This is a genomic window from Bosea vaviloviae (assembly GCF_001741865.1).
Taxonomy (GTDB): Bacteria; Pseudomonadota; Alphaproteobacteria; order Rhizobiales; family Beijerinckiaceae; genus Allobosea; species Allobosea vaviloviae.
Genome location: NZ_CP017147.1, coordinates 5,708,141 through 5,730,830, shown reverse-complemented (window position 1 = coordinate 5,730,830; position 22,690 = coordinate 5,708,141). Strand labels below are relative to the sequence as shown.

Here is a 22,690-nt window from a genome sequence, read left to right as displayed (position 1 = left end):
GACCATGACGCGCGCCGTCATCCCGGGTCTCCGCGGAGTTTATCCTTGGGCCGATCGAAGGTCGGACCCGAGGGCTGCGCCGGGGATGACCTAGTGGATAAGCTCAGGCCGTCCAGCTCAGCCCCGGCCGCATCGGCCTGAAGCGCTCCTCCGGCAGGCCGGCCTGCGCCAGGGCCGCCTTCAGCGCCTCGGGCGGGCGCTCGATGCCCTCGTCGGTGAGCTGGAACGTGCCCCAGTGATGGCCGATAGCCTGGCGCGCCCTGAGCGAGGTCATCACCTTCACGGCCTCTTCCGGGTTCATGTGGTTGTCCGACATGAACCAGCGCGGCTCATAGGCGCCGATCGGCAGTACGGCGAGATCGAATGGACCATGCTCCCGGCCGAGCTGCTCATAGAGCGAGCCGTCATGATAGCCGGTGTCGCCGATATGGAAGACCTTCGTTCCGCCGGTCTCGATGACGAAGGAGCACCACAGCGCCATGCGCCGGTCGAGCGCGCCGCGCGCCGACCAGTGATAAGTCGGAACGAGGGTCGCCGAGATTTTATCCGACAGAGCGACGCGGTCGCCCCAGTCATGGGCCTGCGTCAGCGCGTCGGGAATGCGCGCCTTGACGATGGTGTCGTTGCCGAGCGGCATGATCATGCGCGGCATGTCGCGGGCATGGATGCGGGCGAGCGTCGCAAGATCGAGATGGTCGTAATGGTTATGCGTGATCAACACGATGTCGATCTTCGGCAAATCGTCGAAGGCGACGCCGGGTTCGTTCACGCGCTTGGGGCCGGCAAAGGAAAATGGGCTGGCGCGCTGCGCATAGACCGGGTCGATCAGCAGGTTCAGCCCCGCGACCTGGTACAGGAACGAGGCGTGGCCGAGATGGACGATGCGAACGCCCTCGACGCGAGCCGGTGGCTTGTCCTGCGGCGGGGCCGGGTAACGCACGGGAAACGCCTCGCGCTCGCGCTTGGAGGTCTGCCATCTCCAGACGTCGAGCAGCCCCTTGGTGACGGGGCGCCCGTCGCTGAAACTCAGGCCATCGAAATGAGCGGTGGCGGGACCCTGGTAATAGGGATTGCGCGAGCGCGAAAGCATCGCCCAGGCGGTGCCGGTCGAGCCGAGCAGGGCGGCGAGGCCGAAGAAGGAAAGGAGCTTGCGACGATTCATGGTGTCAGAAGTGGGGCGTGAGTGCGCTGGATCAAGTCCGACGATCCTGATGCATGCCGATGCCGCCGCCCAGAGGGAGATCGTCCGTCGTCACGGCATCTTGAATGCGAGCACATGCAGCCATCGGGTCGGCTCGCCATCATAGCCTCCGCCCATGTCTTCGTCGATGTCGAGCTTGCGCCAGCGGTCAGCATCGTATGCGCCGCGCAGCCAGTCCGGTGACGGGTAGTTGTAATAGCGTCCGAAGCGGTCACGGCCATCGACGGTGCCGGCCTTGAAGCTGGCATAGAATACGCCGCCCGGTTTCAGAGCAGCCTGCACCTTGTCGATAACAGCCGGAAGGGCCTGGCGTGGCACATGCAGCAAGCAGGCATTGGCCCAGACGCCGTCGAAGGCATTGCTCTCCTCCAGGTCCTCGAACAGCAGCACCTTGACCGGCCGCCTGAGCCTCCGCGCGGCTTGGCTCGCCAGTTCCGGCGAGCCGTCGGTGGGCGTCACCGCGAAGCCACGCGCCAGCAGGCCCTCGCTGTCCTGCCCGCCGCCGCAGCCGAGTTCGAGAACGCTGCCGCCAACCGGAAGCGCAGCGGCGAATGCATCGAGGCGGTCATGTATGACCTTGCGCGTCCGCCCGGCATAGGTCCCGGCTTCGGCCCCGTAGAAGTCGAGGGTGGCGGCGTCCCTGCCGGGCATCGCTTCCTTGCCGGGCATAGGTTGCGCCTCAGTTGCTGCCCGAGCGTACCGCGACCGTCGCGATGCCCGCCCCGACCAGCAGCGTGCCGCCGGCCTTGTTGAAGAGCCCGATCGCGCGCGGATTGCCGATCACCGAGCGCGCGCGCGAGGCGACCAGCGCGTAGCCCATGGCATTGGCGAAGGCGAGGGTGATGAAGGTCGCCTCGAAGATCAGCATCTGCGCCCAGAAATCACCCTTCGCATCCAAGAACTGCGGCAGGAAGGCGACGAAGAAGGTGATGCTCTTGGGGTTCAGAGCCGTCACCAGCCAGGCATGGGCGAGCATCTTCCAGGGCGATACGGCGTCCTGGCGCGGCTTGGCGTCGAGCGTGCCGCCGGCGCGGAACAGCTTGATCCCGAGATAGATGAGATAGGCCGCGCCGACCCATTTCAGCGCGGTGAAGATGGTGGCCGAGGCTGCCAGCAACGCGCCGACGCCGAGCATGGAGAGCGTCATCGCCGTGAAATCGCCGAGCGCGACGCCCACCGCCATGGGGAAGGCCGTGCGCCAGCCCTGGCCGAGCGCGTAGGAGATCACCAGCAGAATCGTCGGGCCGGGAATCACCAGCAGGACGGCGGTGGCCGCGGCAAAGGCGGCCCAGGCTTCGAAGGTCATGGCGACAGGCTCCGGTGGTCGAGGGGCGGAGCAATCCCCAGATGCGGCCGGTTGTAAAGGGGTTAGCGGATCGCCGGCGCGCCTGCGCCAAACGGTCCTGTGGTGATCTCCCGCCGCCTTTCCGGTTCGCCGGCGATCACCAGCGCCCACCAGGCCCCGTATTGAGTCTGGGGGGCCTTGGCTAGCGCGATGCCGAAGCGCGTCGCCTCCGGCATGCGCAGATTGACGTCGTGTCCGGAGGACGCCTTCCAGCCCGCGAAGGCCTCTTCGGTCGAATAATAGCCGCCGCCGACGTTCTCGGCCGTACGCCCCGCTTTCAGCCCGGCGCCATGGACGCGGGAGACGAAGCCGCCGCCGGCGTCATGGGAGAGCGTGTTCGCTGCGGCCATCGCATTGGCCTGGCGCTGGGCCATGGCGGTCAGCGTCGGGTCGAGCTTGACCGGGCCGAGGCCGTGGCTGGCGCGATAGGCGTTGAGGATGCGGCTGGCGGCGGCCGTGTCGAGCTTGACAGCGGCCAGGCGCTGGGTGGCCGAGGCGCCGAGAGGCGCAGCGCTGCGCGGATCGCCGGCGCAGCCGGCGGCGAGCAGGGTCATGGCGAGGGTCGCCACGCGGAAGAGATGCTGATCCATCGTCGGCTTTCGGTTTGTCGGGTGTACCACCTCGTACCGTAACGTAATCCCAGCGGTTATGCGACGATCTCAGCCGCGGCCGCCGGCGATGACGCGGCAGAGCGCGTCGCGGACATAGCCTTCCGGCGCGATCTGGCCCTGCTGGACGACGAAAGCGGCGTCGACGCGCGTGGCCGGCCCGCTCTTGCGGGCGGTGACGCGCAGGGTCTGCGGCCGGCCCGAACCGGTGGTTTCCTGGATCGCAAGGACCGAACTCGTGGCATTATCGACGCGGATACCGGCGAAGCCCTCCGCGGCGACGGCGGCCGCCAGGCTCTTCAGCACGGCCGCAGGTGTGCGATTCGTAACGAGATCCCAGCTGCGATAGGTCAAGCCGGTCACCATCGGAACGCCATCGGTCTTGAAATTGTTGTGGCAGGCCTGCTGAGCCTGGGCTTGCGACAGGCTGAGGAACAAGGCGGTGAAGGCAAGGGCTGAAAGGGTCGTCGTGCGCGCGGCCATGGCAATTCCCTGATGAAAATCTAGGCGCGTCTTTAAACCTCAGGGTTGTGGCTCAGGCAAGTGCTCGCGCCGTGGCTCGTGCTCCATCAGATAACGAGAGACGGATTCATCGATCAGGTCGATCCGATCCGTTTGGATCGTTCAACCGCCCTAGCTTTTTGTTTTAACGCGTTTTCTTCGCGCGAACCGATGGCCACTTCGCTCGAAAACGTTCTGATCTCATGTGCCAACCTTGACTTTCGCCACATTCTCCCGCTTTAACCCGCGCATTCGTTTCGCCGACATCGACGAGACCGCATCAGCCGACCGGGCCGCTCCCTGAGCATTTCGAGCCCGGAGGTCAACGCCCGACAGCGCGTCTGCGCCCTCGGGCGCGAAACCGTTTGGCGATAGGGCTTTTCGTTTCGGCTCGTTGAGGCACAGCATGTTCGGCACTTTGAGCGACAGGCTATCGGGCATCCTCTCGGGGCTCACCCGCAGGGGTTCGCTGACCGAGGAGGACGTCAACGCCGCGCTGCGCGAGGTGCGCAAGGCGTTGCTCGAGGCCGACGTCGCGCTCGAGGTCGTGCGCTCCTTCACCGAGAAGGTGCGCGAACGGGCCGTCGGCGCGGAAGTACTGAAATCCGTCACGCCCGGCCAGCAGGTCATCAAGATCGTCAATGACGCGCTGATCGACATGCTCGGTGGCGAGGGCGAGGGCATTACGCTCGATGCCGTGCCGCCGGTGCCGATCCTGATGGTCGGTCTTCAGGGCTCGGGCAAGACGACCTCGACGGCCAAGATCGCCAAGCGCCTGACCGACCGCAACAAGAAGCGCGTCCTGATGGCCTCGCTCGATACGCGGCGACCTGCCGCGATGGAGCAGCTCGCCATCCTGGGCAAGCAGGTCGGCGTCGAGACCTTGCCGATCGTGGCCGGCCAGAGCGCCGTGCAGATCGCGCGCCGCGCGATCGAGGCCGGCAGGCTCGGCGGCTACGACGTCGTCATGCTCGACACCGCCGGCCGCGTCACGCTCGACGATACGCTGATGGCGGAAGTCGCCGAGGTGAAGGCTGCGACGAACCCGCATGAGGTTCTGCTCGTCGCCGACGCGCTGACCGGCCAGGATGCCGTCAACACGGCGCGCGCCTTCGATGCGCGCGTCGGCCTCACCGGCATCGTCCTGACCCGCATGGATGGCGACGGCCGCGGCGGCGCCGCGCTCTCGATGCGCGCCGTCACCGGCAAGCCGATCAAGCTCGTCGGCACCGGCGAAAAGGTCGATGCGCTCGAGGATTTCCATCCCTCGCGCGTCGCCAACCGCATTCTCGGCATGGGCGACATCGTCGGCCTGGTCGAGCGCGCGGCCGAGACGGTCGATGCCGACAAGGCCCAGGCGCTGGCGCAGCGTCTCGCCAAGGGCAATTTCGACCTCTCCGACATGCGCATGCAATTGCAGCAGATGGAGAAGATGGGTGGGCTTGGCGGCGTGATGGGCATGCTGCCCGGCATGAAGCAGATGCAGGGCCAGCTCGCCAATTCCGGCGTGAACGACAAGATGATGAAGCGCCAGATCGCCATCATCGATTCCATGACGGCGGCCGAGCGCAAGAACCCCGATCTGCTCAAGAACAGCCGCAAGAAGCGCATCGCGGCGGGCTCTGGCACCTCGCCGGAGGCGATCAACAAGCTGCTCAAGATGCATCGCGGCATGGCCGACATGATGAAGGCGATGAGCAAGCAGAAGGGCGGCATGCTCGGCAAGCTCGGCCAGATGTTCGGGATTGGCGGCGGCGGCATGGGCGGCCTGCCCGGCGGGCTCGATCCGTCGAAGATGGATCCGGCGCAACTCGCCGAACTGCAGAAGCAGATGGGGGCAGGCGGCGGCATGCCGGGCCTTCCGCCTGGCGGTTTCCCGGGGCTGCCCAAGGGCGTCACCCCGCCTGCCGGCATGATGCCGAAGCTGCCGGGACTGGGCAGTGGTCTCCCGGGCAGGTCTTTGCCGGGGCTTGGGGGCAACAATCCCTTCGGAGGGAAGAAGAAATGACCAAACCGACCGATATGCGCGTCGGCATGTTCGACGTGTTCAAGCAGGTGAAGGCGCGTCTCGACGACGCCAACCTCTCCTACGAAACCTCATCCTACCGAGACGACGCCTTCTCCTTCTTCGTGCATGCGCCCGGAGAATATTGGGAGATCGACGTTCTCGAGGACGGCTCCATCGATCTCGAAGTCTTCACGTCGACCGGCATGAAGGACGATCCCTGGGCCATGATCGATCAACTGGTCGACGACAACAAAGCCTGAGCTCAACCCAACCCAAAACGATACCCAACCAAGGAAGACGAGAATGTCCCTCAAGATCCGCCTGACCCGTGGCGGCGCCAAGAAGCGCCCGTATTACCGCATCGTCGTCGCCGACGCCCGCTCGCCGCGCGATGGCCGTTTCATCGAGAAGATCGGCTCCTATGACCCGATGAAGGCCAAGGATTCGGCCGAGCGCGTCGTGCTCGATCTCGAGAAGGCCAAGGATTGGCTCGCCAAGGGCGCCCAGCCGACGGACCGCGTGCTGCGCTTCCTCGACGCCGCCGGCCTCGCCAAGCGTCCGGCTCGCAACAACCCGAACAAGGCTCTTCCTGGCGAGAAGGCCAAGGAGCGCGCCGAGAAGAACGCCGCCAAGAGCGCTGCCCCGGCTGAAGCCGAGGCGTGATGCAGCCCAAGGCTCGCGACGCGATTCGTCATGGTCGGGCTTGTCCCGACCATCCACGTCTTCGCTCGTCGCGTGCCGTGGGCAAGACGTGGATGCTCGCCACAAGGGCGAGCATGACGGAGGAGCCCGTTGTCGTGCGGTGTTTCCACTATGACGGCTGACAACCTCGTCCTGCTCGGCGTCATCGGCGCAGCCCATGGCATCAAGGGCGAGGTCCGGATCAAGGCCTTCACCGGTGATCCGTTGGCGATCGCCGGATACGGCCCACTCAGTGACGAGGCGGGCCGGCGTTTCGAGATCGCCGATATCCGTCCGGCCAAGGAAGTGGTCGTCGCCCGGCTCAAGGGCGTGACCAGCCGCGAGGCGGCCGAGAGCCTGGCCGGGGTGAAACTCTTTGTTTCCCGCGACAAGCTCCCGCCGGCGGAGGATGAGGACGAGTTCCTGCAGGCCGATCTGATCGGCTGCGCCGTCGTCGGGCCCGATGGCGCGGTGCTCGGCTCGGTCACGGCCGTCGCCAATTACGGCGCCGGCGATCTGCTCGACATCGCGACGCCCGACGGCCGCTCGGTGCTGATGCCCTTCACCAAGGCTTTCGCGCCGCGCATCGACGTCACGGCCCGCCGTATCGAAGCCGAGCCGCCCGAGGGCTTGTTCGAGGTCGGCGATGACAAGTAACGGTCCCGTCCGCGCCCTGATCTTCGACATGGACGGCACCATCGTCGACAATATGCGCTTCCATGAGGATGCCTGGGAGCATCTTCATGTGACGCATGGATTGCCCTTCGACCGCGACAGCTTCTTTTCGCACACCGCCGGCATGGCGGTCGGCGAGATCATCAGCCCACTCTTTCCCAATGCCGCTCCCGCCGAGATCGAGGCGATGGGCAAGGAGAAGGAACTCTTCTACCGTCGGAACTACGGCCCGCATGTCGCGCCGATGCCCGGCCTTCTCGACCTGATGACGCGGGCCGATGCGGCTGGCGTGCCGATGGCCGTCGCCACGGCGGCTCCGCCCGGGAATATCGACATCGTGCTCGACACGCTGGGCCTGCGCTCGCGCTTCGCCACCATCATCGCGCCGTCCCAGGGCTTTCGCGGCAAGCCGAATCCGGACCTGTTCCTGGGGGCTGCCGAACGCATGAAAATCGCGCCCGAAGCTTGCGTCGTCTTCGAGGACGCGCCCAACGGCGTCGAGGCAGCACGCCGCGCCGGCATGCGCGCGGTTGCGATCCTGAGCATGCTCGGCGCGAATGATTTCGCCGGCTTCGACAACGTCATCGCCAGCGCCAAGGATTTCGCGGCGCTGGACGGGCTGCCCGCGCTGCGCTTTGCTTGAATGGAGATCGACGGAACCACTGCGTCATTGCGAGGAGCGTGAGCGACGAAGCAATCCAGGGGGACGTGGAGCGAGACCTCCTGGATTGCTTCGCTACGCTCGCAATGACGCTCAGCCGCCCCGTATCTTCGAGAGCATTCATGCCGTTCCGCGCCTCCGTCCTGACGCTCTATCCCGAGATGTTTCCCGGCCCGCTTGGCGTCTCGCTGGCGGGCGAGGGATTGCGCAAGGGCCTGTGGTCGCTGGACACCCACCAGATCCGCGACCATGGCATCGGCCGCCATCGCAATGTCGACGACAACCCGGCCGGCGGCGGGGCCGGCATGGTGCTGCGCTGCGACGTGCTGGCGGCGGCGATCGATGCGGCTGTTCCTGCTGACGACATGCGTCCGCGCCTGCTGATGTCGCCGCGCGGCCGCAGGCTCGATCAGGGGCTGGTGCGGGAATGGGTGGCGGGCGAGGGCGTCGTCATCGTCTGCGGCCGGTTTGAAGGCGTCGACGAACGTGTCATCGAAGGGCGCGATCTGACCGAGATCTCTGTCGGCGACTACATCCTGTCGGGCGGCGAAATGGCGGCGCTGCTGCTGCTCGACGCTTGCGTGCGCTTGATCCCCGGCGTGATGGGCAAGGAATTGTCGGGCCAGGACGAAAGCTTCGAGAACGGCCTGCTCGAATACCCGCACTATACCCGCCCGCGCGAATGGGAGGGCAGGGGCCTGCCCGAGGCGCTGCTTTCGGGCGATCATGCCCGCATCGCCAGATGGCGGCGCGAACAGGCGGAGACAATCACGCGCAAGCGGCGGCCGGATCTGATCGGCAAGGTCTGATCGGCAAAGGCTTGGTCGGCAAAGGCTTGGTCGGAAAGTAAGCCCTGCTGGCGTCCTCGCGACCTGATTCTGCCCGGGCCGCTATTCCAGCCCAAGCATGAAGACCGCATAGGGCACGGCGAAGACGAAGCCGATGATCAGCCCGAGCATGAAGATGATCAGCCCGGTGTTGAGGTCGAACGTCGCTGTCTCCTGCGTGCCCGCAGTCAGCTGGCGTGCAGGCTGAGGCTTGCGATTGGCCGGTTCGAACGCGTTCATCGAGAAGACCCGTTCAGCGCGCATGGCTCTGCCACAAGAAGATGAGATAGGGCGTCGCGAAGGCGCAGCCGAGCCACAGGCAGCGGGCAAGCCGGGCAAGTCCGGCTGCGTGGCTGCGTTGCGAGGCTGGGCGGTCAATCGTGAGGGGAGGCTCTGCGGTGAAGCTGGCGGCGATCATGTTTGTCTCGAGATGTTTCGTGTGGGTATATTTCCCACATATAAATCGAGGCGAGCTGCTTGCGTCAAGAGTGCGGTGCAAAAATTTTGTGGGATTGTGTCCCACGTCGTGATTGAGTAAGGGAGAGCGATGACATTCGTGCCGCCGCGTTCCGCCCCGGAAGCCGCCGCGCTGCAGGGGCCACTGGCTCGCCTGCTGCGGCCATTGGTGCGATTGTGCATCCGCAGCGGCACGACCTTTCCGGCGCTGGCTCAGCTCCTGCGCGAGCTTTACGTCAATGTGGCCGAGCATGATTTCGGTCTGCCGGGCAAAGAACAGACCGATAGCCGCGTCAGCCTGCTGACGGGCATTCACCGCAAGGAGGTCAGCCGGTTGCGCGGTGCCGGGGCTCCGGTCGCGACGGTGCCGGCCTCGGTCTCGCGGACCTCGTCGATTGTCTCGCGCTGGCTGGCCGATCCTGCTTTCAGCGCGCCCGACGGCAAGCCATTGCCGCTGGCGCGCCTGGCGGGCGATGCCGAGCCCTCCTTCGAGGCGCTCGTCGCTTCGGTGACGCGCGATGTCCGGCCGCGCGCGGTGCTCGACGAGTGGCTCGATAGCGGCCTCGTCAGTCTCGACGGCGAGGGGCGGGTCGTGCTTGCCGAGGCGGCCTTCGTTCCGCGCGGGGACGATGAGCGAAAGCTTTATTATTTCGGCCGGAACCTGCACGATCATGTCGCTGCGGCGGTCTCCAACGTGCTTGCCGCCGAACCGCCCTTCCTGGAGCGCGCGGTGCATTATGACGGCCTTTCGCCGGAGCTTGCCCGCAAGCTCGAGCAGCGCGCCCGGGTGCTCGCCCTGGAGGCTCTGCAGACGGCCAATCGCGAGGCGCATGCTGGCTGCCTGACGGATCCGGGCGGCTCGGCGCGCTGGAATTTCGGCGTCTATGTCTATGGCGAGGCGACCGGCCCAGATGCCGGCGGGCCGAGGTGAGGCGCGTTTCCCTGCTCTCGCGCCGCCATTTGCTGGCCCTGCTCGCCGGCGGACTTGTCTTGCCGGAAACGGTGCAGCGCCTGCAGGCGCAGACGGCCGGAGACCGGGGCATCGGCGGCACGGGGGCTGCACCCTCCACCGAGGCCAGCGGGGATCGCGGCATTGGCGGCACGGGCTTCGTCGGCACTATTCGCCGTTTCGGCAGCATCATCGTCAACGATGTCCGCATCGCCTATCCGCCACGCGTTCCGGTGACGATCGACGGCAGGTCTGCATCGTCGCGGGATCTGCGCCTCGGCCAGGTCGTGCGTGTGGCGACCAGGCCGGGAAGGACCGGGCCGATCACCTCCCGGATCGCGGTGGTGCAGGAGGTCGTCGGCCGGATCCGCGAGATCGCGGATGGAACGATGAATGTGCTCAACCAGCGCGTCGATGTGTCCGGGCTGGAGCCCGCGCCTTGGTGGCGGCCGGGCGCCTATGTTGCGGTCAGTGGCCTGCGCCGGCCGGATGCGGTCATTGTGGCGAGCCTGGTCGAGCCAGCCAAGGCGAGGCGCGATCGTGTCACCGGGACGGTCGAAGCCGATGATGAGGGGCTCTGGATCGATGGGCTGAAGCTCGCCGGAGCCGACCCCGTCTGGGCCGGGCAACGCCTCGTCGTGACCGGTCGTCCGACCGCTGCGGGCTTCGTCGTCGCGCATGCGGCGCCCGAGACGCTGCCGCTCGAACCGGGCGTGACACGCCTGTCGCTCGAGGCTTTCCTGCGCCGCGAGGGCGCGAATCTGCGCTTCGGCAGCGGCCTCGCCTTTGCGGACACCACTGGCGCGGTGGCGATCTCCGATCAGGCCACGGCCCGCGCTGTGGTCGAATTCATGGTCGATCCGCAGGGCGGGCTGAGCCTGAGCGCGATCCGGGTTGAGGGCAGCGTCAACGGCTCGGAAGGCGGTGGCGGCGGTGCAGCCGGACCGGGCGGTACGGGGCCTGGTGGTCCGGGAGCAGGCGGTCCTGGAGCAGGCGGTCCTGGAGCAGGCGGTCCTGGAGGCGGGCCGGGCGGAGGCCCGGGAGGCGCCGGCCCTGGTGGCGATGGCGGCGGTGGCGGCCCTGGAGGCGGTGCTGGTGGAGGTGGAGGCGGCTCCGGCGGAGGTGGTGGAGGCGGCGGACCGCGCTGAGCTTTCAGGTCAGGACTGCCGCAGGCAACCTCCGAATGGGCGTGCCGATCACCGTGTCGGGCGTACTCTCAGCACTTTCCCTTTGGCATCGTCGCCGAGCAGATAGAGATAGCCGTCGGGCCCCTGGCGGACATCGCGAATGCGCTCGCCCAGTGTGGTCAGCAGCCGCTCCTCGCCGCTCACCGTCTCGCCGCTGGTTGAAAGCCGGATCAGCATCTGGCCGGCAAGCGCGCCGACGAAGAGCGAATTCCTCCAGGCCGGCCAGGCGCTGCCGGTATAGAAGGCTGCTCCCGAGGGGGCGATCGACGGGTCCCAATAGAACAGCGGCTGCTCCATGCCGGGCTTGGCCGTGCCCTCGCCGATCTTGGCGCCGGAATAGTCGACGCCATAGGTGATGACCGGCCAGCCATAGTTCAGCCCGGCTTTGGGCGTGTTGACCTCGTCGCCGCCACGCGCGCCGTGCTCGGCGGTCCAGAGCTGGCCGGTGTCGGGGTGAAGCGCCGCGCCTTGTACATTGCGGTGGCCGATCGACCAGATCTCCGGCTGCCAGCCCGGCTTCTTCGGATTATCGGTGGGCGCGCCGCCTTCGGGACGGATGCGTATAATCTTGCCGAGATGGTTCCCTGGATTCTGGGCCTGGTCGCGCTCGCTGTAGCGATCCCCGACCGTGACGAAGAGCGCGCCCGTGCGGTCGAAGATCAGCCGCGATCCGAAATGCATGGTGCTGTTGATCGCCGGCATCTGCCGGAAGATGACAGCGACGTTCTCCAGCCCCGTGCCGTTGGCATTGAGCTGGCCGCGCGCCACGCTCGTGCCGTTGCCGCCGACGCGGGGCTCGGAGAAGGAGAGATAGATCAGCCGGTTCTCGGCGAATTTCGGATCGAGCGTCACGTCGAGCAGGCCACCCTGGCCTCGGCCCGCGACATTGGGCATGCCGGTCAATGGCCGCGAGAGCGCGCCGTCGCCGGAAACGATCCGCAATCGGCCCGGGCGCTCCGTCACCAGCATGCGGCCATCGGGCAGGAAGGCGAGGCCCCAGGGATGCTCCAGCCCGCTCGCCACGGTCTCGACTACAAGTTCGCCCGCGCTCGAAGGAAAGCGCTGCTGGGCCTGAACTGACGCGAGAGGCAAGGACAGGGCGGCCGCGAGCGCCAGAGCGAGAACGGGTCGATGCATCATGGTGCTCCTGATCCGACGTCAGACAGTCAGATAGGGACAACCGCGCTGATCACCACTCGGTTGCTTCCAACTCACGCTGACGTGAGGTGGTGCGTGTCATTCCGGCTTCACGCCGGCATCGGCGATGATCTGCTTCCAGGTCGCGATCTCCTGGAGGTGATAGGGCTTGAAGGCGTCGGGGTCGCGGACCTTCAGCGTGAAGCCGAGCTTCAGGATCGACTCGGTGATTGCGGGCTTGGCGATTGCCGCCATCACCGCCTTGGAGAGCTGGCCGAGAATGGGGGCGGGCGTCGCCGCGGGGGCGAAGAACGCCGCCCAGCTATCGGCGTCGGCATTGCTCACGCCCTGTTCGCGCAAGGTCGGGATGTCCTTGGCGCGCGGGTTGCGCTCGGGGCTTGCCAAGGCAAGCGCGCGCATCGAGCCGGCGTTGATCTGTTCAAGCACGCTCGGCAGCGTCGAATTGGCGATGTCGATGCGCCCGCCGACGATCTCCTGCACCAGGGGAGCCGCGCCCCGGAAGGGCACATGCGTCATCTTGATGCCGGTGCGCTGCATGAACAGCTCCATCGCAAGATGCGAGCCCGAGCCGACGCCGGTCGAGCCGTAGTTCAGTTTGCCCGGGTCGGCCTTGGCCAGCGCGACCAGTTCCGCGATGGTCTTCGCGGGCAGGTCGTTGCGCACGACGAAGGCATGCTCGAAGGCGCCGACGCCGCAGAGCGGGGCAAAATCCTTGACCGCGTCATAGCCCGGCTCCTTCAGCAGGAACATGTTGTTGCCATGCGTCTGGTTGTTGCCGAAGATGATGGTGTAGCCATCGGCGGCGCCATGGGCGACGGCGCGTGTCCCGACCGCGCCCGAAGCGCCGGCACGGTTGTCGACCAGCACATTCTGGCCGATCGAACTCGACATCTCCTGCGCCACGAAGCGGGCGATGGCGTCGGTCGGGCCACCCGCCGGATAGGGCACGACGAGGCTGATCGGCCTGGCCGGGAAGCTCTGCGCCCGGACGATCGAGGGCGCCAGGAGCGACGGCGCGGAGGCGGCCCCGGCCATCAGGCCGAGCGCGGAACGGCGGGTCAACGACATGATTTTCCTCCCCAGCGCCCGTTTTGGAGACGGGCCTTGTTGCTTGGTGATTTACGGACAAAGGCGGCATGCGTCCAGCGGCAGGTGAGTGTCTGCCCAAGGCCATTTGCCTGCGCGGAATGGCGGGCGACTTGTTTCGTCGCTGCACGCCTCGCGATGACGGGTCAGCCGAAACCCGCCCGCTTCAAGCGCTGGATCGCCAGGTCGAGCGCCTGCAGGAAGGCCGAGCGGTCCTTCGGCGAGAAGGGCTTCGGTCCGCCGCTTGCCGCACCCATCGCCCGCAGGTCCTCCATCATGTCGCGCGTTGCCAGCGCCATGCCGATCGAGGCCTCGGTGAAGGGTTTGCCGGTCGAGCCGATGACGTCGGCGCCGGCCTTGATGCAGCGATCGGCGAGCGGGATGTCGGAGGTGACGACGATCGACCCGCGCGAGACGCGCTCGGCGATCCAGTTGTCGGCGGCGTCGAAACCGTCCGAGACGATCACGCGCTCGATCCAGGGCTCGCGCGGCACAGCCATGAAGCTGTTGGCGACGACGAAGACCTTCAGGCGATGGCGCTCGGCGACACGGTAGATCTCCGGCTTCACCGGGCAGGCGTCGGCATCGACATAGATGGCGATCGGTTTGGGATGATCCGTCATCGGCCCGCTATAGCAGGCCTTGTCCATGGGTGAAGAGCGATTGCATTTGGCTCGCATTGGCGCCATTGCGCCACGCATGATTATCCCAGCCTTGGGTTGAAGCCCGGCCCTGTCGGGAACAGCGCAGCAGTCCTTAGAGTTGTCCAGCGTCCTGCCAACGGAAGCGTCTCCTCCATGCCCGCAATCTCCACCGCGCATATCCTGCCTATCGTCATGCTGATCGGCTCCAATGTCTTCATGACCTTCGCCTGGTACGGGCATCTCAGCTACAAGAGCACGGCGATCTGGCTTGCGATCCTGGCGAGCTGGATGATCGCGCTGCCGGAATACATGCTGGCCGTGCCGGCCAACCGCATCGGCTCGGCTGTTTATTCCGCCGCCCAGCTCAAGACGATGCAGGAGGTCATCACGCTCAGCGTCTTCGCGCTGTTCTCGATCTTCTGGCTGAAGGAGGATCTGAGCTGGAACCACGCCATCGGCTTCGCGTTAATTGCGGCCGGAGCCTTCTTCATCTTCCAGGGCAGGACCGCGTGACGAATATTCCCTCGCCCGGGCATCCCGCTGTCGCTGCCTATCTCGCGCAGGGCTATGACAGCGTCGTCGGCATGTCCTCGCGCTTTGCCGCCGCGATCTGCGCACGGCTGCTGCGGCTCCAGACCGAAGACGGCGTGGGCGGGCCGCTTGCCGAGATCGGTGCTTTTGAGGGCCGTTTCTTCATCGCGCTGGCGCATGCATTGGAGCCGGGCGAGCTTGCAGTCGCGCTCGATATCTTCTCCTGGCCCGATGATGGGGTGAAGGGCCGCTTCGAGGCCAATTGCCTGAAGCATGGCGTCGGGCCCGAGCGGCGCGTCACCGTGAAGGGTGACAGCGGCGTGATGACGCCGGCCGAGTTGATGGGCCATGCCGGCGGCTCGCGCTTCCGCCTGATCCATATCGACGGCGAGCATTCGCGCGCGGCGCTGGCCAAGGACCTCGTGCTCGCCACAGCCTGCCTCAGCGAGGGCGGGCTGATCGTGCTCGACGACATGCTGCATCCGGGCTACCCGACATTGATGGTGACGGTGCAGGCCTATCTTGAGGCCAATCCGGAGATCGTGCCGCTCTGCGTGATCGACCGCGAGACCATCGTCGGCGCGACCAAATTCGTGCTCTGCGACAGGGCCTGGTTCGAGCGCTACCAGGCGCGGTTGCTTGCGATCTTCGAGGCCTACATCTGGCCGCTGGGCGCCGATTTCGAGCCGCATTGGTGCCTGGTGCTGTCGCAGGACACAAGGCTGGCGGAGATCACCTGATCTGCGGGGCGGTCAGAGCCGGATGATCTCAGATGGGGTCACATAGTAGCCCCATCTGAGATCTGAATCCGTCTCTCATCTCAGAGTGAGAGCAGGATCAATGCGAAAAACCGGTCCCCACTTTTTCGTATCCTGCTCTACGGTACGACCGGCAGCTTCTCCGACAGCCAGCCGCCTGGCCCCAGCATGCCGCCACGGACCGTGACGAGATCGCGCCAGCCGCGGCCGGCCAGCTTCGCCTGAAGACTGGCTGCCATCCCGCCGCTGCGGTCGATCAAGGCGATGCGTTTGCCGGGATGGTCGAGGCGTATGCCTGCGAGCCGGACCTCGAAGCCGGCTGACTCGGCGTCGAGCCGGAGCGCGCCCTGCGGGACGCCGGTGTCGGTCCATTCGTCGGGCGTGCGGATGTCGATGACGAGCAGGGCGCCGGCCGTGACGCCGTCATGGGCCTCGCGGGCCGACAGCGTGCCCGAGCCTTGGGCGCGGGCGGTTTCCGCCAGCACTATCGAGGCCAGCGTCGCCAGCAGATGGCGGCGGGACAGGGGGCGAGCGGCAGCCTGCGGCCGGCTCTCGCCCCCTGTCATGCGTCTCAGCGCAGTTCGGCGCAGAAGCGCTGGATGCGGCGGCAGGCCTCTTCCAGCTTTTCGTCCGAAGTCGCGTAGGAGATGCGAAAGTTAGGGCCGAGCCCGAAGGACGAACCGTGCACGGCGGCGACGGCTTGATCTTCCAACAGGCCCATCACCAGATCCTCGTCGGTCTCGATCGTCTTGCCGTTGGGCAGCTTCTTGCCGATCAATGCCGAGCAGTCGGGATAGACGTAGAAGGCGCCTTCGGGCTTGGGGCAGACCAGCCCGCGCGTCTGGTTCAGCATGGAGACGACGAGGTCGCGCCGGCGCTCGAAGGCCTTGCGGAACACCGGGATGTGCTCCTGCGTGCCGTCCAGCGCCTCGACCGCGGCCCATTGCGAGATCGCCGAGGTGCCCGAGGTCTGCTGGCCCTGGACGAGGTCCATGGCGTTCATCAGATGCTGCGGGCCCGCCGCGTAGCCGATACGCCAGCCGGTCATGGCATAGGACTTCGAGACGCCGTTCATGGTCAGCGTGCGCTCGTAGAGGCCGGGCTCGACCTGGGCGGGCGTGACGAATTTGAAGTCGCCATAGACCAGGTGCTCATACATGTCGTCCGTCAGCACCCAGACATGGGGGTGGCGCATCAGCACGTCGGTCAGCTTCTTCATCTCGGCATGGCTGTAGGCCGCGCCGGAGGGGTTCGAAGGCGAGTTGAGGATGACCCATTTGGTCTTGGGCGTGATCGCGCGCTCGAGCTCCTCCGGCTGGAGCTTGAACTCGTTCTCGATCTTGGTCTCGGCGAAGGTCGCCGTTCCCCCGCAGAGCGCCACCATCTCGGGATAGCTGACCCAATAGGGCGAGACGCAGATCACCTCGTCGCCCGGGTTCAGCGTGGCGAGCAGGGCGTTGTAGATGACGTGCTTGCCGCCGGTGGAGACGATGGTCTGGCTCGGCTTGTAGTCGAGGCCGTTCTCGCGCTTGAGCTTGCGGGTGATCGCTTCGCGCAATTGCGGGATGCCGGAGACCGGCGTGTACTTCGTCTCGCCGCGGCGGATGGCGGCGATGGCGGCTTCCTTGATATTGTCCGGCGTATCGAAATCAGGCTCGCCGACGGAAAGCGAGATCACGTCCTTGCCCTGCGCTTTCAGGTCGCGGGCCTTCTGCGTGATGGTGATGGTCGCAGACGGCTTCACGCGCTTCAGGGCGTCGGCAAGAAAGGCCATGGGACTGATCTCCGGAGGGGCGGACAAGGTAGCGCCGATGCTGGCGCGCGCGTGGTTTAGGACTCAAGCGCCGGCACCGCAAGCAAGAGTGCTTGATCATTGCCAGCAACGAAGCGAATTTGACGCCATCGACCGGTCGACATGCGGGCAGGAGCGCGAGTGCGATGTCGGAAGACTGGATCCGCAAACACGCCTTCCAGCTCTGCGTCGCCGGCTTCATCGGGCTGTGCTTCCTCTATGGTCTCGGCCGGGCCGGCTGGTATCGCTTCGTGACAGTGAAATCCGTCCAGCCGGCGCAAACCGACATCTGCGCGATGGGTTCGCTCGACGCCGCGGGGTTCCGCAATCTGGTCTCGCGCATCGAGCGCGATGGCGAGAGCGGTGGTGGCGGCTGCGGCGAGGCAAGCTCGCCGGTCTCCTGCCTGCAAGGGCTGCTGAAGACGCGCGTCGACAGCTATATGCGCGTCGCCGGGCCTGACATGATTGGCCGGATGATGGCGATGCATGCGGTGATGCGCGCCAACAAGGCGGTTTTGATCTCGCAGGCCACAGTGCCGCCGCGCCAGCCGCAGAGCTGGCAGATGTTCGAATCCTATCGGAAGGCGTTTCCCGATCGCGTCGAGAAGCCGCTGGTGCGACGCGCCGAGACCTTCACCTATGCGCTCGACCAGCGCATTGTGGGCATGTCGGGTCCGGCCTTGTTCGGCGGCGGCTCGGGACGCAGCGGCGGGTTCTCCTACGATACCGGCCGCACGAGTTTTCCAACCGGGCTCTACGGTATTGCAGAGGTGGTGATCACGCTGTCGGATCCGGCGCTGCGCTACCCTGACGACGCGGACACTGGGGCTGTGGCTGAAGCGATCGATTACACCGAGGCGGCCTGGAGCTCGCGAAAACCCTATGACGGGCTGGCGCCGCGCTATCGTGCGCCGCTGCCGGCCGACTCTGTCTACGAGATCGCTTCGCTCTGTCCGCGCCGCCCGGCCTGGCTCGATACGCCTGCGGTCCCGTCCCGTCTGCCCGGTGCGCCGAGCCAGGCCGAGCGGCAGCGCGAGCTGTTCCAATGGGCTGACCGTATGCGCAATCAGCCGGGCCGGCCGGCGACTTCGCCATGAAGCGCGCCAGCTTGGCCGGAAACGTGCATGATGGTTGCTCCGGCTGAGGGGCCACCCATCACCAGCGCGCAAAGTCGCGCGGAAGGCATCGCGTGAAACTCAGGATCGGCTACGAGCTCGACTACGACTTTCCGCAACCGACTCCGGTCATCCTGATGCTGCATGTGCATTTCAGCCGGGTTTCGGATCTCGCTGCACCCGACCATATGCGCATCAGCCCCTCCGTCCCCGTCAGCGCCTATCGCGACGTGTTCGGCAATTGGTGCAGCCGCCTGCTCGCGCCGCAGGGCCATATGCGGATCACGGCCGATGCCGTGATCTCGGATACGGGCTTGCCGGAATCCTTCAATCGCAATGCGGGGCAGATTCCAGTCGAGCAATTGCCGGAGGAGTGCATCACCTTCCTGATCGCCAGTCGCTTCTGCGACTCCGACCGCCTGCTCGATCTTGCCTGGCAACTCTTCGGCCACACCCAGCCGGGAGCGCCGCGCGTTCAGGCGATCTGCGATTTCGTCAATCAGCGCATCGCCTTCAACTACAACGACGCCAGCGTGACCCGCACCGCGTCGGATGCCTATCGCGAGGGGCGCGGCGTCTGCCGCGACTACGCCCATCTCGCCATCGCCTTCTGCCGGGCGATGAACATCCCGGCGCGCTACTGCACCTGCTATCTCGGCGATGTCGGCACGCCGAAGCCCTGGCCGCCGGGCGATTTCGCGGCGTCCTTCGAGGCTTATCTCGAAGGCGGCTGGCAGATGTTCGATCCGCGCAACAATGTCGCGCGCATCGGCCGGGTACTGATTGCGCGCGGCCGCGATGCGGCCGACGTCGCCATCGCCACCACCTTCGGCCCCAATGTGCTGACGAGCTTCAAGGTCTGGACCGACGAGGTGACGGAGGCGGCGGCGTAAGGCCAGCTGCCGCCGCTACTTGTCGAAAAGCGGCGCCGCTTCCTGCTTCTTCTCCCGAAGCTGTGTCTTGGCCCGTAGCGGCGCCTTGCGGGTCATGCCCTTGGCCTTGGCCGCCGGCTCTTCGTCGTCGGTTTCCGGCTCCGGTGCTATGACCGCTGGTGCCGGCGCGACAGGCTTGTCCGCCGGCTTTTCGGCCTTATCGGGCTCGATCGTCTTGAAGCGGATCATTTCTTCTTCGGTCCGCCTGCCGCCTTGGCGACGACGGCCGCGAAGGTCGATGGCGCTGCGGCCGCGACCTTCGGCTTGTCCTTCTTGGGCTTCTTGGCTTCGCGATTACCGCGTTGTTCCTTGGACATCGTCAGGCTCCTGGGCTTGGGGTTGTTAGGGGCTATGGGGTTTGCGGGCTGCGAACCTTGGGATGCGCGCCAAGGCGCAACCGGGTCGAGACGACTCGGCCGGGGCACTGGGCGGAGAGGGGGATCGCTGTATCCTGGGATCGCCACGTCATGGCTGGCCGGCTTTCGCCTGCCGCGGCCGAGCCTGGCGGAACGCCAAGCCTCGTCATGTCGAAGCAGATGGCGAGTCTAGGACAGCGGCGCGGACAGCGCACGCTGTTTCTTCAGGCCGCCAGTCTTCACGCAGCCTCATCGCAGCGCAGCCTGCGCCGCAGCACGGACTTCACCGCGCCGGCGGTCCAGCGGGCGCGGCCATGGCAGGGGAAGCCGCGCCGGTTGAGCCGGCGCGCGATATCGGCCGGATCGGTGATGCCGACCGCAACGAGTTGCTCGATGATCTCGCCGGCCGCGCGGAGCAGGATGGCGGCAAGGTCGCGGTCCAGGCGGCGCGCCTGCCTGGCCGCCTGTCCGGCGTCGCTCAGCGGACACCCATGCCGAAGCTCGGCTCGACCGCGTTGGGCGAGAGCATCACGGCGTTGGCATGGCCGCCCTCGAACAAGGCGAAGCGGACGGCGTCCTTCTTGTCGCGAAAAATCCCTTCCGAACGGCCTTCGAGATCACGTGCGACCCAGAAACCGGCTGTCGAGCGGCCGACCAGGAAGAGATGGCTGGTGGTGTCGAGTTCGGGTTGGAACGGCTTGGCTTGGCCCATCGCGATGCCCTCAGTTCGCCACTGTGAGCCAGGCGCGCAGGCCGATGAAGCCGGCGGCAGCAAGCGCGATCAGGCCCAGCAGGCAGAGCTCCGCAGCGAACAGGCGGACCATCGGCCGCTTGCTGGGCAGCGTGCCGTAGACGGCTTTCGCGCGGCGTTGCTGACTGGGGTTGGGGTAGTGCGAATGCGTGGTCATCTCGATCTCCATCGATGCCGGAGATGTAGGTCCATGCCGGTAAGCTTGCGATGTGGAAGACGCCGGCGCGCATAAAGCCGGCATAAAGACGGAACGACCAGCCTCCGCCAGGGTTAACCCCCGTTAACCGGCCGACTCTAGAGGTTGTTAGGGACTATGGGGGCGATTTGACGCTGGCGATTTTGCGCGAATGTCAGGAGTTCGAGGACGCAAACCTTCCGGTTTGCTACGAAGAACGACGCCGCAGTCGCGCAAAAGCGCCGCGCCCTGCGGGTGAGGTGAAAACGACGGAGCTGCAGCGTCGCATCGCTTGCCGATACCGATGGTATCGCCGGCGCAATGCTCCTCCCGTCTCCGTCGTTTTGACCTCATCAAATCGTCCCCATAGCCCCTAACAACCTCTAGATTCGCGCCAAGCTTGTGATTCGGTGGACCCAGTTTTCGGTGAGATGATGCGCGCATTGACCTTGGCCCTGCCTCTGATCCTCATCGCCTCGGCAGCGCAGGCGGATTTCCAATCCTGCCTTGCGGGCCTGCGTTCGGAGGCGACCTCCAAGGGCGTCTCCGGCGCCACCTTCGACCGCGCCATGGCGGGCGTTCAGCCCGACATGAAGGTGATCGAGGCGATGAACAACCAGCCGGAGTTCAAGACGCCGATCTGGGACTATCTCGGCACGCTGGTCGATGACGAGAAGGTCGCGGAAGGCCGCGCCATGCTGCGCCAGCATGCCGCGACGCTCGCCGCCGCCGAAAGCCGCTTCGGCGTCGACCGTCACACCATTGTCGCGGTCTGGGGCGTCGAGAGCGATTTCGGCAAGGCGCGGGGCAAGATGCCGCTCGTCCAGGCGCTCTCGACCGGGGCCTGCCTCGCGCCGCGCCGCAACGCCTTCTTCAAGGGGGAGCTGATCGCGACGCTGCAGATCATCCAGCGCGGCGACGTCTCGGCCGATCGGTTGTTCGGCTCCTGGGCCGGCGCCTTCGGCCATACCCAGTTCATCCCCTCGACCTATCTGCGCCTGGCTGTCGATGGCGATGGCGACGGCCGGCGCGATCTGGTCGATTCGATTCCCGACGCGCTGCATTCGACCGCGAACTTCATGGCCAAGGCGGGTTGGGTCACCGGCGCGCCCTGGGGCTATGAGGTCAAGGTGCCATCAGGCTATTCCGGCTCGACCGGGCGCAACCCCAAGCAGCCGGTCTCGTCCTGGGCGGCGCGCGGCATCGTCAAATTCGACGGCTCGGCGCTGACCGGCTCCGGCAATGCCGGGCTTTTGATGCCGGCGGGGCGCGAGGGGCCGGCCTTCCTCGTCTTCAAGAACTATGACGCGGCCTACAGCTACAACGGCGCGGACTCCTATGCTCTGGCCATCTCGCTCCTGTCCGACCGTATTCGCGGTCGGCCCGGCGTGCAGGGCCAGTGGCCGACCGACGATCTGCCGCTCTCGCGCGAACAGCGTCGCGAGCTCCAGCGCCTGCTGATCGCGCGCGGCCATGATGTCGGCGAGCCGGACGGCGCCGTCGGTGCGCTGACGCGGGCGGCGATCAAGCAGATCGAGGCCAAGATCGGCATGACGCAGACCGGCCGGCCGGGCGAAAAGGTGCTGCGCGCGCTGAAGAGCGGGCGGGTGTAGCGAACTTCGCAGAAATCGGGTGGTGCTGGACGCCACTTGCAACGAAAGGCCGTGTCATCCCGGACAAGCGGCGAAGCCGCGCCGATCCGGGATCCATGCCGGAGCATTTCCGATTGAGGTTCAGGCATGGATCCCGGGTCTTCGCTTCGCTGCGCCCGGGATGACCTTTCCTGCTCAGGAGATCAATTTCATGCGCCGCCTCATCTCCACCGGTTCGCCCTTCGAGACCGCCTTCGGCTATTCCCGCGCCGTGATCGACGGCGATCTCATCTTCGTCTCCGGCACGACCGGCTATGACTACGCCAGCATGACCTTGCCGGAGGATGCAGCCGAGCAGGCGCGCAATATTTTCCGCACGCTCGATGCCGTGCTGGCGGAGGCCGGTTCGTCGCTCGCCCAGGTGGTGCGGGCGCAGTATTTCGTCATCGACCGTGCCTATTGCGAGCCGGTGCTGAGCGTGTGCGGCGAAGTCTTCGGGCAGATCCGCCCGGCTGCGGGCATCTATGTCGTCGCCGGGCTGCTCAAGCCCGAGATGAAGATCGAGATCGAGGTCACGGCGCGGCTGGTGTCGTGATCTCGCCTGCCGCTGCGGCAGAGACCGTGCGGTGATGGCCGATCAATGGATTGACGTCTGGTATATCTCTTGCTTGAGTTGGGCGGAACATAGAGCCGCCCCGGAC

30 protein-coding genes are annotated in these 22,690 nt (G+C 66.3%); 14 read left to right on the top strand and 16 right to left on the bottom strand.

Going from position 1 to position 22,690, the window contains the following annotated elements:
• Window positions 1–103: 103 nt before the first annotated feature.
• The 5 genes from BHK69_RS26450 to BHK69_RS26430 all read right to left on the bottom strand — a co-directional run bounded on the left by BHK69_RS26450 (window position 104) and on the right by BHK69_RS26430 (window position 3,637).
• Window positions 104–1,162, bottom strand: a complete 1,059-nt coding sequence (locus tag BHK69_RS26450) for an MBL fold metallo-hydrolase (RefSeq protein WP_069692709.1) — start codon at window positions 1,160–1,162, stop codon at window positions 104–106.
• 90 nt (window positions 1,163–1,252) lie between these two features.
• Window positions 1,253–1,870 (bottom strand): class I SAM-dependent methyltransferase, encoded by a 618-nt coding sequence (locus BHK69_RS26445; protein ID WP_425285534.1) that lies wholly within the window; start codon window positions 1,868–1,870, stop codon window positions 1,253–1,255.
• A gap of 10 nt (window positions 1,871–1,880) precedes the next feature.
• The gene (locus BHK69_RS26440; RefSeq protein WP_069692708.1) at window positions 1,881–2,507 is read right to left on the bottom strand and encodes a LysE family translocator; all 627 of its coding nucleotides are present in this window, start codon (window positions 2,505–2,507) and stop codon (window positions 1,881–1,883) included.
• Between the two features lie 62 nt (window positions 2,508–2,569).
• The gene (locus BHK69_RS26435) at window positions 2,570–3,136 is read right to left on the bottom strand and encodes a CAP domain-containing protein (protein ID WP_069692707.1); all 567 of its coding nucleotides are present in this window, start codon (window positions 3,134–3,136) and stop codon (window positions 2,570–2,572) included.
• Window positions 3,137–3,205: 69 nt separating this feature from the next.
• The gene (locus BHK69_RS26430) at window positions 3,206–3,637 is read right to left on the bottom strand and encodes a hypothetical protein (RefSeq protein WP_069692706.1); all 432 of its coding nucleotides are present in this window, start codon (window positions 3,635–3,637) and stop codon (window positions 3,206–3,208) included.
• 424 nt (window positions 3,638–4,061) lie between these two features.
• Here BHK69_RS26430 and ffh point away from each other — a divergent pair, with 424 nt between their 5' ends.
• From ffh to trmD, 6 genes are all read left to right on the top strand, one after another.
• Window positions 4,062–5,663 carry a signal recognition particle protein gene (gene ffh / locus BHK69_RS26425; protein WP_069692705.1) on the top strand — a complete coding sequence of 534 codons (1,602 nt, stop codon included), beginning with the start codon at window positions 4,062–4,064 and terminating at the stop codon, window positions 5,661–5,663.
• Window positions 5,660–5,923: a hypothetical protein gene (locus BHK69_RS26420; protein WP_069692704.1), complete on the top strand. Its 264-nt coding sequence runs from the start codon at window positions 5,660–5,662 to the stop codon at window positions 5,921–5,923. The genes ffh and BHK69_RS26420 overlap by 4 nt, the downstream gene beginning before the upstream one ends.
• Before the next feature lie 43 nt (window positions 5,924–5,966).
• Window positions 5,967–6,326, top strand: coding sequence for a 30S ribosomal protein S16 (gene rpsP, locus BHK69_RS26415; protein WP_069692703.1), 360 nt, complete (start codon window positions 5,967–5,969; stop codon window positions 6,324–6,326).
• A gap of 150 nt (window positions 6,327–6,476) precedes the next feature.
• Window positions 6,477–7,001, top strand: a complete 525-nt coding sequence (gene rimM / locus BHK69_RS26410; RefSeq protein WP_069692702.1) for a ribosome maturation factor RimM — start codon at window positions 6,477–6,479, stop codon at window positions 6,999–7,001.
• Window positions 6,991–7,662, top strand: a complete 672-nt coding sequence (locus BHK69_RS26405) for an HAD family hydrolase (RefSeq protein WP_069692701.1) — start codon at window positions 6,991–6,993, stop codon at window positions 7,660–7,662. Before rimM ends, BHK69_RS26405 begins: the two co-directional genes overlap by 11 nt.
• Window positions 7,663–7,802: 140 nt before the next feature.
• Entirely contained in the window at window positions 7,803–8,489 is a 687-nt protein-coding gene (gene trmD / locus BHK69_RS26400; RefSeq protein WP_069692700.1) for a tRNA (guanosine(37)-N1)-methyltransferase TrmD, read from the top strand.
• Between the two features lie 81 nt (window positions 8,490–8,570).
• Here trmD and BHK69_RS32765 read toward each other — a convergent pair whose 3' ends face one another.
• Window positions 8,571–8,747, bottom strand: a complete 177-nt coding sequence (locus BHK69_RS32765; protein WP_158516283.1) for a hypothetical protein — start codon at window positions 8,745–8,747, stop codon at window positions 8,571–8,573.
• A gap of 13 nt (window positions 8,748–8,760) precedes the next feature.
• Window positions 8,761–8,925, bottom strand: a complete 165-nt coding sequence (locus BHK69_RS32760) for a hypothetical protein (RefSeq protein WP_158516282.1) — start codon at window positions 8,923–8,925, stop codon at window positions 8,761–8,763.
• Window positions 8,926–9,054: 129 nt separating this feature from the next.
• Here BHK69_RS32760 and BHK69_RS26390 point away from each other — a divergent pair, with 129 nt between their 5' ends.
• Window positions 9,055–9,894, top strand: a complete 840-nt coding sequence (locus tag BHK69_RS26390; RefSeq protein WP_069692698.1) for a DUF6502 family protein — start codon at window positions 9,055–9,057, stop codon at window positions 9,892–9,894.
• The gene (locus BHK69_RS32980; RefSeq protein WP_069692697.1) at window positions 9,891–11,060 is read left to right on the top strand and encodes a hypothetical protein; all 1,170 of its coding nucleotides are present in this window, start codon (window positions 9,891–9,893) and stop codon (window positions 11,058–11,060) included. The genes BHK69_RS26390 and BHK69_RS32980 overlap by 4 nt, the downstream gene beginning before the upstream one ends.
• Window positions 11,061–11,108: 48 nt before the next feature.
• Here the strand turns inward: BHK69_RS32980 and BHK69_RS26380 are convergent, their stop codons facing one another.
• The 3 genes from BHK69_RS26380 to BHK69_RS26370 all read right to left on the bottom strand — a co-directional run bounded on the left by BHK69_RS26380 (window position 11,109) and on the right by BHK69_RS26370 (window position 13,993).
• Window positions 11,109–12,236 (bottom strand): PQQ-dependent sugar dehydrogenase, encoded by a 1,128-nt coding sequence (locus tag BHK69_RS26380; protein ID WP_069693985.1) that lies wholly within the window; start codon window positions 12,234–12,236, stop codon window positions 11,109–11,111.
• A gap of 99 nt (window positions 12,237–12,335) precedes the next feature.
• A complete protein-coding gene (locus BHK69_RS26375) occupies window positions 12,336–13,325 on the bottom strand; it encodes a Bug family tripartite tricarboxylate transporter substrate binding protein (RefSeq protein ID WP_083269698.1) in 990 nt (329 codons plus the stop codon).
• A 164-nt stretch (window positions 13,326–13,489) separates the two neighbouring features.
• Entirely contained in the window at window positions 13,490–13,993 is a 504-nt protein-coding gene (locus tag BHK69_RS26370) for a YaiI/YqxD family protein (RefSeq protein WP_425285533.1), read from the bottom strand.
• Window positions 13,994–14,140: 147 nt separating this feature from the next.
• Between BHK69_RS26370 and BHK69_RS26365 the strand changes: the two genes are divergently transcribed.
• Window positions 14,141–14,500, top strand: a complete 360-nt coding sequence (locus BHK69_RS26365; protein WP_069692696.1) for a DMT family protein — start codon at window positions 14,141–14,143, stop codon at window positions 14,498–14,500.
• Window positions 14,497–15,258, top strand: a complete 762-nt coding sequence (locus BHK69_RS26360; RefSeq protein WP_069692695.1) for a class I SAM-dependent methyltransferase — start codon at window positions 14,497–14,499, stop codon at window positions 15,256–15,258. The genes BHK69_RS26365 and BHK69_RS26360 overlap by 4 nt, the downstream gene beginning before the upstream one ends.
• A gap of 137 nt (window positions 15,259–15,395) precedes the next feature.
• On the opposite strand, the gene BHK69_RS26355 is transcribed toward BHK69_RS26360, so the two are convergent.
• Both BHK69_RS26355 and BHK69_RS26350 read right to left on the bottom strand, forming a co-directional pair.
• Entirely contained in the window at window positions 15,396–15,842 is a 447-nt protein-coding gene (locus BHK69_RS26355; protein ID WP_069692694.1) for a rhodanese-like domain-containing protein, read from the bottom strand.
• Between the two features lie 5 nt (window positions 15,843–15,847).
• Window positions 15,848–17,050: a pyridoxal phosphate-dependent aminotransferase gene (locus tag BHK69_RS26350; protein ID WP_069692693.1), complete on the bottom strand. Its 1,203-nt coding sequence runs from the start codon at window positions 17,048–17,050 to the stop codon at window positions 15,848–15,850.
• A gap of 164 nt (window positions 17,051–17,214) precedes the next feature.
• Here BHK69_RS26350 and BHK69_RS26345 point away from each other — a divergent pair, with 164 nt between their 5' ends.
• Window positions 17,215–18,165: a hypothetical protein gene (locus tag BHK69_RS26345; protein WP_069692692.1), complete on the top strand. Its 951-nt coding sequence runs from the start codon at window positions 17,215–17,217 to the stop codon at window positions 18,163–18,165.
• Window positions 18,166–18,257: 92 nt separating this feature from the next.
• A complete protein-coding gene (locus BHK69_RS26340; protein ID WP_069692691.1) occupies window positions 18,258–19,076 on the top strand; it encodes a transglutaminase-like domain-containing protein in 819 nt (272 codons plus the stop codon).
• A gap of 15 nt (window positions 19,077–19,091) precedes the next feature.
• Here BHK69_RS26340 and BHK69_RS26335 read toward each other — a convergent pair whose 3' ends face one another.
• From BHK69_RS26335 to BHK69_RS26325, 4 genes are all read right to left on the bottom strand, one after another.
• On the bottom strand, window positions 19,092–19,304 hold the full coding sequence (locus BHK69_RS26335) for a hypothetical protein (protein ID WP_069692690.1): 213 nt from the start codon (window positions 19,302–19,304) through the stop codon (window positions 19,092–19,094).
• Window positions 19,301–19,432: a hypothetical protein gene (locus BHK69_RS33470; protein WP_280142022.1), complete on the bottom strand. Its 132-nt coding sequence runs from the start codon at window positions 19,430–19,432 to the stop codon at window positions 19,301–19,303. Before BHK69_RS33470 ends, BHK69_RS26335 begins: the two co-directional genes overlap by 4 nt.
• A gap of 517 nt (window positions 19,433–19,949) precedes the next feature.
• Entirely contained in the window at window positions 19,950–20,183 is a 234-nt protein-coding gene (locus tag BHK69_RS26330) for a hypothetical protein (protein ID WP_069692689.1), read from the bottom strand.
• Between the two features lie 10 nt (window positions 20,184–20,193).
• Entirely contained in the window at window positions 20,194–20,379 is a 186-nt protein-coding gene (locus BHK69_RS26325; protein ID WP_148663597.1) for a hypothetical protein, read from the bottom strand.
• Window positions 20,380–20,831: 452 nt separating this feature from the next.
• Between BHK69_RS26325 and BHK69_RS26320 the strand changes: the two genes are divergently transcribed.
• The gene (locus tag BHK69_RS26320) at window positions 20,832–22,010 is read left to right on the top strand and encodes a lytic murein transglycosylase (RefSeq protein WP_069693982.1); all 1,179 of its coding nucleotides are present in this window, start codon (window positions 20,832–20,834) and stop codon (window positions 22,008–22,010) included.
• Between the two features lie 190 nt (window positions 22,011–22,200).
• A complete protein-coding gene (locus BHK69_RS26315) occupies window positions 22,201–22,584 on the top strand; it encodes a RidA family protein (protein ID WP_069693981.1) in 384 nt (127 codons plus the stop codon).
• Window positions 22,585–22,690 lie beyond the last annotated feature (106 nt).

Coding starts and splice junctions, on each gene's coding strand:
- BHK69_RS26450 (WP_069692709.1), bottom strand. CDS start 1,162: ATGAATCGTCGCAAGCTCCTTTCCTTCTTCGGCCTCGCCGCCCTGCTC.
- BHK69_RS26445 (WP_425285534.1), bottom strand. CDS start 1,870: ATGCCCGGCAAGGAAGCGATGCCCGGCAGGGACGCCGCCACCCTCGAC.
- BHK69_RS26440 (WP_069692708.1), bottom strand. CDS start 2,507: ATGACCTTCGAAGCCTGGGCCGCCTTTGCCGCGGCCACCGCCGTCCTG.
- BHK69_RS26435 (WP_069692707.1), bottom strand. CDS start 3,136: ATGGATCAGCATCTCTTCCGCGTGGCGACCCTCGCCATGACCCTGCTC.
- BHK69_RS26430 (WP_069692706.1), bottom strand. CDS start 3,637: ATGGCCGCGCGCACGACGACCCTTTCAGCCCTTGCCTTCACCGCCTTG.
- ffh (WP_069692705.1), top strand. CDS start 4,062: ATGTTCGGCACTTTGAGCGACAGGCTATCGGGCATCCTCTCGGGGCTC.
- BHK69_RS26420 (WP_069692704.1), top strand. CDS start 5,660: ATGACCAAACCGACCGATATGCGCGTCGGCATGTTCGACGTGTTCAAG.
- rpsP (WP_069692703.1), top strand. CDS start 5,967: ATGTCCCTCAAGATCCGCCTGACCCGTGGCGGCGCCAAGAAGCGCCCG.
- rimM (WP_069692702.1), top strand. CDS start 6,477: ATGACGGCTGACAACCTCGTCCTGCTCGGCGTCATCGGCGCAGCCCAT.
- BHK69_RS26405 (WP_069692701.1), top strand. CDS start 6,991: ATGACAAGTAACGGTCCCGTCCGCGCCCTGATCTTCGACATGGACGGC.
- trmD (WP_069692700.1), top strand. CDS start 7,803: ATGCCGTTCCGCGCCTCCGTCCTGACGCTCTATCCCGAGATGTTTCCC.
- BHK69_RS32765 (WP_158516283.1), bottom strand. CDS start 8,747: ATGAACGCGTTCGAACCGGCCAATCGCAAGCCTCAGCCTGCACGCCAG.
- BHK69_RS32760 (WP_158516282.1), bottom strand. CDS start 8,925: ATGATCGCCGCCAGCTTCACCGCAGAGCCTCCCCTCACGATTGACCGC.
- BHK69_RS26390 (WP_069692698.1), top strand. CDS start 9,055: ATGACATTCGTGCCGCCGCGTTCCGCCCCGGAAGCCGCCGCGCTGCAG.
- BHK69_RS26380 (WP_069693985.1), bottom strand. CDS start 12,236: ATGCATCGACCCGTTCTCGCTCTGGCGCTCGCGGCCGCCCTGTCCTTG.
- BHK69_RS26375 (WP_083269698.1), bottom strand. CDS start 13,325: ATGTCGTTGACCCGCCGTTCCGCGCTCGGCCTGATGGCCGGGGCCGCC.
- BHK69_RS26370 (WP_425285533.1), bottom strand. CDS start 13,993: ATGGACAAGGCCTGCTATAGCGGGCCGATGACGGATCATCCCAAACCG.
- BHK69_RS26365 (WP_069692696.1), top strand. CDS start 14,141: ATGCCCGCAATCTCCACCGCGCATATCCTGCCTATCGTCATGCTGATC.
- BHK69_RS26355 (WP_069692694.1), bottom strand. CDS start 15,842: ATGACAGGGGGCGAGAGCCGGCCGCAGGCTGCCGCTCGCCCCCTGTCC.
- BHK69_RS26350 (WP_069692693.1), bottom strand. CDS start 17,050: ATGGCCTTTCTTGCCGACGCCCTGAAGCGCGTGAAGCCGTCTGCGACC.
- BHK69_RS26345 (WP_069692692.1), top strand. CDS start 17,215: ATGTCGGAAGACTGGATCCGCAAACACGCCTTCCAGCTCTGCGTCGCC.
- BHK69_RS26335 (WP_069692690.1), bottom strand. CDS start 19,304: ATGATCCGCTTCAAGACGATCGAGCCCGATAAGGCCGAAAAGCCGGCG.
- BHK69_RS33470 (WP_280142022.1), bottom strand. CDS start 19,432: ATGTCCAAGGAACAACGCGGTAATCGCGAAGCCAAGAAGCCCAAGAAG.
- BHK69_RS26330 (WP_069692689.1), bottom strand. CDS start 20,183: ATGGGCCAAGCCAAGCCGTTCCAACCCGAACTCGACACCACCAGCCAT.
- BHK69_RS26325 (WP_148663597.1), bottom strand. CDS start 20,379: ATGACCACGCATTCGCACTACCCCAACCCCAGTCAGCAACGCCGCGCG.
- BHK69_RS26320 (WP_069693982.1), top strand. CDS start 20,832: ATGCGCGCATTGACCTTGGCCCTGCCTCTGATCCTCATCGCCTCGGCA.
- BHK69_RS26315 (WP_069693981.1), top strand. CDS start 22,201: ATGCGCCGCCTCATCTCCACCGGTTCGCCCTTCGAGACCGCCTTCGGC.